The organism is Microbacterium sp. NPDC003461 (assembly GCF_053588335.1).
The window spans coordinates 1-9,219 of sequence record NZ_JBSFPT010000048.1; the positions used below are offsets into that span (position 1 = coordinate 1).

At 71.0% G+C, this 9,219-nt stretch carries 9 protein-coding genes and 1 pseudogene; 5 read left to right on the forward strand and 5 right to left on the reverse strand.

The features are described 5' to 3' along the window. Window positions 1–300: 300 nt before the first annotated feature. Window positions 301–960 carry a LysE/ArgO family amino acid transporter gene (locus ACWDR7_RS12725; RefSeq protein WP_449855268.1) on the reverse strand — a complete coding sequence of 220 codons (660 nt, stop codon included), beginning with the start codon at window positions 958–960 and terminating at the stop codon, window positions 301–303. Between the two features lie 84 nt (window positions 961–1,044). On the opposite strand from ACWDR7_RS12725, the gene ACWDR7_RS12730 reads away from it, so the two are divergent. After that, on the forward strand, window positions 1,045–1,914 hold the full coding sequence (locus tag ACWDR7_RS12730) for a LysR family transcriptional regulator ArgP (RefSeq protein WP_449855269.1): 870 nt from the start codon (window positions 1,045–1,047) through the stop codon (window positions 1,912–1,914). A 14-nt stretch (window positions 1,915–1,928) separates the two neighbouring features. On the opposite strand, the gene ACWDR7_RS12735 is transcribed toward ACWDR7_RS12730, so the two are convergent. The 4 genes from ACWDR7_RS12735 to ACWDR7_RS12750 all read right to left on the reverse strand — a co-directional run bounded on the left by ACWDR7_RS12735 (window position 1,929) and on the right by ACWDR7_RS12750 (window position 6,213). Next, entirely contained in the window at window positions 1,929–2,957 is a 1,029-nt protein-coding gene (locus tag ACWDR7_RS12735; protein ID WP_449855270.1) for an NADP-dependent oxidoreductase, read from the reverse strand. Window positions 2,958–3,075: 118 nt separating this feature from the next. Further along, entirely contained in the window at window positions 3,076–3,570 is a 495-nt protein-coding gene (locus tag ACWDR7_RS12740; protein ID WP_449855271.1) for a MarR family winged helix-turn-helix transcriptional regulator, read from the reverse strand. Continuing rightward, window positions 3,567–5,315: an MDR family MFS transporter gene (locus ACWDR7_RS12745; protein WP_449855272.1), complete on the reverse strand. Its 1,749-nt coding sequence runs from the start codon at window positions 5,313–5,315 to the stop codon at window positions 3,567–3,569. The genes ACWDR7_RS12740 and ACWDR7_RS12745 overlap by 4 nt, the downstream gene beginning before the upstream one ends. Before the next feature lie 214 nt (window positions 5,316–5,529). Then, window positions 5,530–6,213, reverse strand: coding sequence for a YqaJ viral recombinase family protein (locus tag ACWDR7_RS12750; protein WP_449855273.1), 684 nt, complete (start codon window positions 6,211–6,213; stop codon window positions 5,530–5,532). 306 nt (window positions 6,214–6,519) lie between these two features. Here ACWDR7_RS12750 and rplJ point away from each other — a divergent pair, with 306 nt between their 5' ends. The 4 genes and pseudogenes from rplJ to ACWDR7_RS12770 all read left to right on the forward strand — a co-directional run. Then, window positions 6,520–7,035, forward strand: a complete 516-nt coding sequence (gene rplJ, locus ACWDR7_RS12755; protein ID WP_449855274.1) for a 50S ribosomal protein L10 — start codon at window positions 6,520–6,522, stop codon at window positions 7,033–7,035. A gap of 50 nt (window positions 7,036–7,085) precedes the next feature. Beyond that, window positions 7,086–7,475 carry a 50S ribosomal protein L7/L12 gene (rplL, locus tag ACWDR7_RS12760; protein WP_449855275.1) on the forward strand — a complete coding sequence of 130 codons (390 nt, stop codon included), beginning with the start codon at window positions 7,086–7,088 and terminating at the stop codon, window positions 7,473–7,475. A gap of 205 nt (window positions 7,476–7,680) precedes the next feature. Next, window positions 7,681–8,979 carry an ABC transporter substrate-binding protein gene (locus ACWDR7_RS12765; RefSeq protein WP_449855276.1) on the forward strand — a complete coding sequence of 433 codons (1,299 nt, stop codon included), beginning with the start codon at window positions 7,681–7,683 and terminating at the stop codon, window positions 8,977–8,979. Window positions 8,980–8,986: 7 nt separating this feature from the next. After that, window positions 8,987–9,219 (forward strand): annotated as a pseudogene (locus tag ACWDR7_RS12770) (sugar ABC transporter permease); the annotation flags it as partial.

A 9,219-nucleotide genomic window follows, 5' to 3' on the forward strand; every position in this document is an offset into this window, starting at 1 on the left:
CGGCCGCATCGGCGGCCGCACGCTCGCGCTTCGCGCTCGCACAGTGACCGGTGGGAGCGCCATCGGCTGCACCTCATCGGTTGAACCCATCGGTTGAACCCATCGGTTGAACCCATCGGTGGGACCCCGTCGGTTGCTGAACGGAGCGCCGTAGGCGCGGAGATGAAGCGACCACAGCAACCGTTGTGGACTTGCTGGGGTCGCTTCATCTTCGTTCGCTTCGCTCACTGCGTTCAGCAACCGTGGGGGTTCACCGATCGGTTGCGCCCATCGGCTGCTGGAACGGAGCGGCGAGGCGCGTCAGCCGAGGGCGAGGCGGATCGCGAGGACCAGCATCACGACGGCGATGATCGTGTCGAGGATGCGCCATGCTCGGGGCGTGCGCAGGTAGCGGCCCAGCAGCGTCGCGGCGACCGCGAGCGCGGTGAACCAGATGACCGAGCCGGTGATGGCGCCCGCCGTGAACGTCCAGCGCTCGTCGCCGAACGTGTTGGCGATCGAGCCGAGCATGGCGGTGTCGAGCCACAGGTGCGGGTTGAGCCACGTCATCGCGGCGCACGTGAGCAGCGCCGCCGCGAGCGTGCCCGTGCGCGGACGCGTGAGCACCGCCGTGCCGCCCGTCCCCGTCGCGCTCTGCGGCGCGGGCGCGTCCGGCGCGGCCACGAGCACCTCGCCGGTCGGGCGCCATGCGCGCCGGGCGGCCATGAGGCCGTAGCAGGCGAGGAACACGACGCCCGCCCAGCGCGCCGCCTCGAGCACCCACGGCGCGTGCGAGGCCACGTAGCCGACGGCGCCGGTGGCGGCGCCGATCAGGACGAGGTCGCTGAGGATGCAGAACAGCGTGACGGCCACGATGTGCTCGCGCTTGGCGGCCTGGCGCAGCAGGAAGGCGTTCTGCGCGCCGACAGCGACGATGAGGGAGAGTCCGATGCCGAGACCGGAGAGGAAAGCGGAGAGCACGCTCCCACGGTAGGCCGCGCGCGATACGAAGGCCAGTTCACGATCCTTCACTACATGAAGCACCGCTTCATGTAGCGTCGGGTCATGCGGATCGCCCCCGAGCTCGCCGAGACCGTCGCCGCCGTCGTGGACGCGGGAAGCCTCGAGTACGCCGCCATCGACCTCGGCATCTCGCCCTCGGCGGTGAGCCAGCGCCTGCGCGCCCTCGAGTCCGAGCTCGGCCGCGTGCTGGTCGTGCGCTCGCGCCCCGTGCGGGCCACCCCGGCCGGGGAGGCCGTCGTGCGGCTGGCCCGGCAGTACGCGATCCTGCAGCACGACGCGGCGCGCGAGCTCGGTCTGGAGGGCGCCCGCGTGCGGCTCCCGCTCGCGGTCAACGCCGATTCGCTCGCCACGTGGATCCTCGATCCGCTCGCCCGCTTCGCCGCCGATCGGCCCGTCGATCTCGAGCTGCTGCGCGACGACCAGGACGCGACGGCGGGGATGCTCGCCTCCGGGGCGGTGATCGGCGCGGTGACGTCGCAGGACGAGCCCGTCGCGGGCTGCACCGTGGTGCCGCTGGGCGCGATGCGGTACTTCGCGTGCGCGACGCCCGACTACATCGCGCGGTGGCTGCCCGGCGGCGCCACGCCCGAGGCGCTCGCCCGGGCGCCCGTGCTGGAGTTCGACCGCCGCGACGAGCTGCAGGGTCGGTGGCTCGCGGCCAGGGGCGTGGACCACACGCGCACGCCGCGGCACTTCATCCCCGGATCGCAGGACTTCGTGAGCGCCGTGGCGGCGGGCATGGGCTGGGGCCTCGTGCCCGAGCAGATGGCGCCGCCGGGCCTCGTGCGCATCCGCGAGGAGGAGGCGGTCGTGCCGCTGCACTGGCAGCGCCGCCACCTGCGCTCGCCGCTGCTGGAGGCGCTCGACGAGGTGCTCGTGGCGGCCGCGGCCGACGCGCTCGCGGGCCGGTAGGGGGCCGGCGCCGCTCAGCCCTCGGCGACCTGCAGCACGACCTTGCCGCGGGTGTGCCCCTCTTCGAGGTGGCGATGCGCGGCGGCGATATCGGCGAGCGGGAACACCTCGTCCACGTACGCCTGCACCGATCCCGACTCCAGCAGGCGCGCGATCGTGCCGAGCGCGACCCCGTCGGGCACGACCTTGAACGACGTGGCGCGCACGCCGGCCGCGGCGGCCTCCTCGGCGTATCCGGGCCAGGATCCGGTCGGCACCGAGGCGAGCAGGCCGCCGGGTCGCAGCACCGTCAGCGAGCGCGATCCCGTGCGCGCCGACACATTGCCCACGAGGTCGATCACCACGTCGACGGTGCCGACGACCTCCTCGAACCGGGTGCTCGTGTAGTCGACGACGACCGCGGCGCCGAGCTCGCGCAGCCACGAGGTGTTGCGGGCCGACGCGGTCGCCGTCACGTGGGCGCCGAAGTACGACGCGAACTGCACGGCGAAGTGCCCCACGCCGCCCGCCGCCGCGTGGATGAGGATGCGCTGACCCTCGTGCGCGTGGGCGACCTCGACCACGAGCTGCCATGCGGTCAGCGCCGCGAGGGGCACGCCGGCCGCCTCGGCGTGCGACAGCGAGGCGGGCTTGTGCGCCACCGCCGTCGACGGCGCCACGACGTACTCCGCGTGGCTGCCGCCGGTGCGGGGCACGGCCGCCATCCCGAACACCGGCGTGCCGGGCGCCAGCGGATGGGCCTCGTAGGGCGACTTCACGACCACGCCCGAGAAGTCGAAGCCGGGCACGGCGGGCCACGAGGCGATGCCTCCGGAGACGCCCCGCCCCGCCCGCGTCTTCACGTCGATGGGGTTCAGCCCGGCGGCCACGACCCGCACGAGCACCTCGTTCATGATGGGCGCGGGCGTGGGCACGCGGTCGAGGCGCAGCACGTCGGCGCCTCCCGGAGCGTCGAACACCGCGGCGCGCATCGTGTCGGGCGTCTCGGGCACGGGCTCGCTGGCGAGCGCCGTGCTGCTGGAACGCAGCGGCCGGAATCTCATGGGTCGCACCCCCTCCTGCGTGCTCGGCGCGTCGTCGCACCGGTGCGAACAGTCAACCCGATGCGTGAGTCGCCGGTGTTTCGGCGAGGAAACAGCATCCGCGTGTCGCGGCGCCGGATCAGTCCTCGGCCGGCCCGCCCGGCGCGCCCTGCACGAGGCTGTGCAGCAGGTCGGCCAGGCGCTCCACGTCGTGCACGGGCCACGCCCGCAGCTCGCGGAACAGGCCGTCCCGCGGGCCCCGGACCTCCTCGAGGCGGGCCTTGGCGGCGGGCGTCGCCTCGAGGAGCTGTGCGCGGCGGTCGGTGGGGTCCGGTGAGCGGACGACGAGCTCGCGCTCCTCGAGCATGGCGATGAGCCGGCTGAGCTGGCCCTTGTCGAGCATCATCCGCTCGGCCAGCTCCGACGCCTTCACCGGGCCGTGGCGCACGATCGTCGTGAAGACCTTGTAGGCGCCCGGCAGCAGACCGGGGGAGAGCAGCTCGGCGTTGCGCGTGATGATGCGACGGAAGCGCTGCGCGATCTCCGAGAACTCGCTCTCGACGCGGCGGATCGCGTCGTCGCGGGCGGCGTCGTCCGGCTCGTCCGCCCGCGCCCCGCCCGCGCCCTCGCTCATCGCCGCTCGCCCTCCGCCGATCCGCGTCCCTCGCCGTCCCGGTCCTCGGCGGGCAGCGGGATCGCGCCCGTCGCCGCCAGCGACACCTGACTCACGCTGGCCAGCATGGGGTGTTCGTCCTCGGCCGTCAAATCGCGCTCGCCGTTCGCCGGCTGCTCGCCGCCGGCGGCCTCGCGGGCCGCCTTCTCGGCGCGCAGGCGCTCGACGGTGGTCTGCCGCGTGAGCGGCTTGTTGGGCAGGAAGCAGATCGCGATGAGGCTCAGCAGCGCGATCGGGATCGCCACGACGAACGCGTGTGAGATCGCCTGGGCCGAGACATCCTCGATGATCGTCGCGATGCCCTCCGGCAGCGTGCGGGTGGCGGGCAGCGCGCCCGAGGCGAGCTCCTCGGCGATCGACACGCCCTCCGGGCCGAGCTTCTGCACCTCCGCGGCCACGTCGGCCGCGCGATCCGTGAGCTGCTGCGTCATGCTGGCGGCGAGCACCGAGCCCATCACGGCCGTGCCGACCGTGCCGCCCACCGAGCGGAAGAAGTTCACGCCGGAGCTGGCGACGCCCATCTTCTTCGGGTCGGTCGTGTTCTGCACGACGAGCACGAGGTTCTGCATCGTCATGCCCGTGCCGGCGCCCACGAGGAACATGAACACGCCGACCAGCCACAGCGGGGTGTCGTAGCGCAGCGTCGACATGAGCGACGAGCCGATCGTGAGCAGCACGGCGCCGACAACGAGGAAGCTCTTCCACTTGCCGAAGCGCGTGACGAGGTTGCCGACGACGGTGGAGGAGCCGAGCATGCCGATCGCCATGGGCAGCGTGAGCAGACCGGCCTGGGTGGGTCCGAAGCCGCGCGAGATCTGCATGTACTGGCCGAGGTAGACGCTCATGCCGAACATCGAGACGCCGATGGTGATCGACGCGAGCACCGACAGCGTGAACGTCGGGTTGCGGAACAGATCCATCGGGATGAGCGGCTCGGCGACGCGGCGCTCCACGACGACGAAGAGGATCGCGGCGACGACCCCGATCGAGACCATCGTGTAGGTCTGCCAGCTGTTCCATCCGTAGTCGGAGACGTTCGTGATCCACACGAGCAGGAAGCCGGCGGCCACGCTCAGCAGCATGATGCCGAGGTAGTCGATCCGCACCTTCTGCGCCTCGCGCGGCTCGACGCGCAGCGTCTTGGTGATCACGATGAACGCGAGGATGCCGAGGGGCACGCCCACGAAGAAGTTCCACTGCCAGCCCACGGTGTCGGTCAGCAGGCCGCCCAGCAGCGGTCCGCCGACGATGCCGACGGCCATGACGCTGGCGAACAGGCCCATGTAGCGGCCGCGCTCGCGCGGGCTGATGATGTCGGCCATCAGGATCTGGCTGAGCGCCTGCATGCCGCCGCCGCCGATGCCCTGCAGGGCGCGGAACGCGATGAGCATCTCGGCGTTCGGCGTGAAGCCGGCGCCGACGCTCGAGACCACGAAGATCGTCAGCGCGATGAGCATGAGGGTCTTGCGGTTGACGAGGTCGGAGAGCTTGCCCCAGATGGGCGTCGAGATCGCGGTCGTGAGCATCGTCATGGTGACGACCCACGTGTACTGGGTCTGGGTGCCGCCCAGATCGGGGATGATCACGGGCATCGACGTGCCGACGACGGTCATCGTCATCATCGAGCAGAACATCGCCAGGAGCAGGCCGGAGAGGGCCTCGAGCACCTGACGATGCGACATGCGGGTGGCAGCGGGCGCGGTCATGCGGGCCTTTCACGAGATCGGATGGGGCACGACCTCGTCGTCGCGCAGAAGTTGCTGAACGTCAACCATACCCAAATGGTTGCACTACGTCAACTAATCCCATATCCGCAAGTCTGTGTCGAATCCGCGCGTCCGAACGTGCGGACTTCGCACAGACTTGCGGACACGGCTCGCGGTGGTGGGCGCCGGCGGGTGGGAGGCGCGGGAGGACGCGTCAGTCGGCGAGGGCGAGCGCGCGGTAGGCCGAGCGGGAGGCGGCGCGGTGCAGGGCCTCCTCGCGCGGGGTGAGCGCGCGGCGGCGGGGCACCTCGTTGCCGGTGGTGCGGCGGTAGAGCTCGTCGATGAGCGCGGTGGCCAGGCGCACCAGCCGATCGATCTCCGCATCGTCCCGATCGATCCACACGCACTTGGGCTCGTCGTGCAGGGGAGCGAAGTCGCGGTGCTCCTCCCAGGCGAACAGCGTGCGCTCGGCGCCCAGCACGTGCTGCTGCCACCACACCTGGCGCAGGTAGACGCGCGGGATCGTGCGCCACGACTTGTTCGTCGTCTTGATCTCGGCGAGCGTGATCCGGCCTGCGGCGTCCTGCGCCAGCCCGTCGGGCGTGGCCAGGTGGCGCTTCTCGAGCTCGGCGTGGAAGAGCGCGCTCGAGGGCTGGATGCCGTGCGTCGCGGCCACCCAGGCCGCGATCTCGGGCTCGCGGCGCCGGCCGTGATCGGTGTACGCGTTGCCGCCGAAGCGCGACCCCATGCCGAGCTTGGCGTCGGCCGCCCGCTGGATCGCGCCGTCCCCCGTCAGCTGCGCCACGTCGGTCGCGGTGATGCCCGCGGCCCTCGCGCGCAGCCAGCCGACCCGGTCGCGGGAGTCCGCGACGATCCGGGCCTGCAGTTCGGGAGACATCTCCTCGACCCTAACCCCGCCCGCCGACGCCTCCGATCCGACGCGCGCGCCCGGCCCGGTTTGGCGGTGCCGCGGCGATGGCGTAGCATGGACGGAGCCGAAGACCGCCGGTCATCGTCGTGTGCGCAAGCGCATGATGATCGAAGCACTGCTCAGCAGGGGCCCGCGCAGGTGTCACGAACGATTCTCCTGATTCCAGGATTCACGCTCCGTGCGCTTGCGCCGGAGCGTTTTGTTTTGCCGTGTGGTGGGAAACGGTCGGCGCCCCGCCTCCGCGGAGCGCCTCGTACACATCAAGGAGTGGCCATGGCGCAGAAGGAAGCATCGGTCGCCGAGCTCACGAAGAACTTCGCGGACTCGACCGCCGTACTGCTCACCGAGTACCGCGGCCTGACGGTTGCCGAGCTCAAGGAGCTCCGCAACAGCATTCGTCAGGACGCGGAATACGCCGTGGTGAAGAACACGCTGACCAAGATCGCCGCGAACAACGCGGGGATCACGGCGCTGGACGACGAGCTCAAGGGCCCGTCGGCCATCGCCTTCGTGCACGGCGACCCCGTCGCCGTCGCCAAGGGTCTGCGTGCCTTCGCCAAGGCACACCCTCTTCTCGTGATCAAGGGCGGCTACTTCGATGGCGCCGCCCTGAGCGCCGAGGAGGTCAGCAAGCTGGCCGACCTCGAGAGCCGTGAAGTCCTGCTGGCCAAGGTCGCCGGCATGATGAAGGCCTCGATGTCGAAGGCTGCCGCCCTCTTCCAGGCGCCGCTGTCGAAGACCGTCCGCACGGTCGAGGCGCTGCGTGAGAAGCAGGAGACCGCCGCGTAACACGCGGTGAGTGATCGACCACCAAACCCCCAACACACAGGAGATACATCATGGCGAAGCTCAGCACCGAGGAGCTGCTCGACGCGTTCAAGGAGCTCACCCTCATCGAGCTCAGCGAGTTCGTGAAGGCCTTCGAGGAGACCTTCGACGTCACGGCTGCGGCCCCGGTCGCGGTTGCCGCCGCGGGCGCCCCCGCCGCGGGCGGCGACGCCCCGGCCGCCGAGGAGAAGGACGAGTTCGACGTCATCCTCGAGGCCGCCGGCGACAAGAAGATCCAGGTCATCAAGGCCGTCCGCGAGCTCACCTCGCTCGGCCTCGGCGAGGCCAAGGCGCTCGTCGACGGTGCGCCGAAGCCCGTTCTCGAGGGCGCCAACAAGGAGGCCGCCGAGGCCGCCAAGGCGAAGCTCGAGGAGGCCGGCGCCACGGTGGGTCTCAAGTAAGACCCCTCGCGTCGCAAGACACCTCACGAAGGCCCCGGGAGCGATCCCGGGGCCTTCGTCGTTCCCGCCGCCGGTCGGCCCTGTCGCAGATCACGGTTCTGTCAAGGCGTTGAAGCCCGAGCGGCGGCCCCAGTAGGGTGACGGCATCGTCCGCTCGCGGAGTCGCGTGGCGGAGACCGAGAACGCCGAAGTCTCAGGGAGCGTCATGAGTGCGAACCGGAACCGCAGGGTCATCTTCGTCGCAGCGGCGGGGGCCGTCGGGCTCACGCTGACGGGTTGCGCGGGAGGCGACGGGGGCGGAGGCGGAGGCGAGTTCTCCGGCGAGGAGCTCAACGTCGTCGCCGCGTGGTCGGGCGCCGAGCAGGAGAACTTCGAGGCGGTGCTCGACGAGTTCGAGTCGCAGACCGGCGCCACCGTGAACTACACGAGCTTCGGCGACAACGGCCCCACCTACATCCAGGGTCAGCTCGAGGGCGGCACGCCGCCGAGCGTCGCGGTGATCGGGCAGCCCGCGCTCATGCAGGAGCTCGCCACGAACGGCGACATCGTGCCGCTCAGCGACGACGCGCTCGCGGCGGTCGAGGAGAACTACTCGCAGGACTGGATCGACCTCGCCACGGTCGACGGCTCCACGTACGGCGTCTGGTTCAAGGCCGCGAACAAGTCGACGGTCTGGTACAACGCCGACATCTACGACGAGGCCGGCGCCGCCGAGCCGGAGGACTGGGACGACTGGCTCGAGCAGCTGCAGATCGTGACCGACGCGGGCTACGCGGGCATCTCGATCGGCGCCGATGTGGGATGGCCGCTCACCGACTGGTTCGAGAACGCCTACCTGCGCGTCGCGGGCGGCGAGAAGTACGACCAGCTCACCAACCACGAGATCCCGTGGACGGATCCGTCGGTGGCCGAGACGCTCGAGGTGCTCGCCGAGCTGTGGGGCAGCGACGTCGTGCAGCCCGGCGGCGACCAGCGCGACTTCCCGACGAGCGTGACCGAGGTGTTCGGCGCGAGCCCGAACGCCGGCACGGTGTTCGAGGGCGACTTCGTCGCCGGCAACATCGCCGCCGACGGCAACTCGGTGGTGGGCGAGAACGCGCTGTTCTACGACTTCCCGGCCATCAACGGATCGGAGCCCTCGGTGGTCGCCGGCGGCGACGTCGCGGTCGCCTTCAGCGACGACCCCGCCGTGGACGCCCTGATGCAGTTCCTCGCCAGCCCCGAGGCCGCGGAGGTGTGGGTCCCGAACGGCGGCCTGACCTCGCCGAACCAGAACGTGGACGCATCGCTGTACCCCGACGACATCTCGCGCGACATCGCGGAGGCGCTCACGAGTGCCGACACGCTGCGGTTCGACATGTCCGATCTGCTGCCGAGTGCGTTCGGCGGCACCCAGGGGCAGGGCTTCTGGCAGGAGATGATCGCGTTCTACCAGGACCCGACCGACGTCCAGGGCACCATGGAGCGTCTCGAGGCGGCGGCCGCTTCGGCCTACGAGGGCTGAGCGCGCCGTGACGGCCGTCACCGCCGCGCCGCCCGTCGCCCCCGCTCCGAGCGCGAAGCCGGAGCGGGGCGGCTGGCGCCGCTTCGTCATCACCGCGGCGTTCCTCTCGCCCGCGCTGGTCTTCCTCGGCGCGTTCGTCGTCTACCCGATCGTCTACACGGTCGTCCGCTCGCTCTTCGATCGCTCGGGCGGGCAGTTCGTGGGCTTCGAGAACTACGTGACGATGTTCACGAACGACAC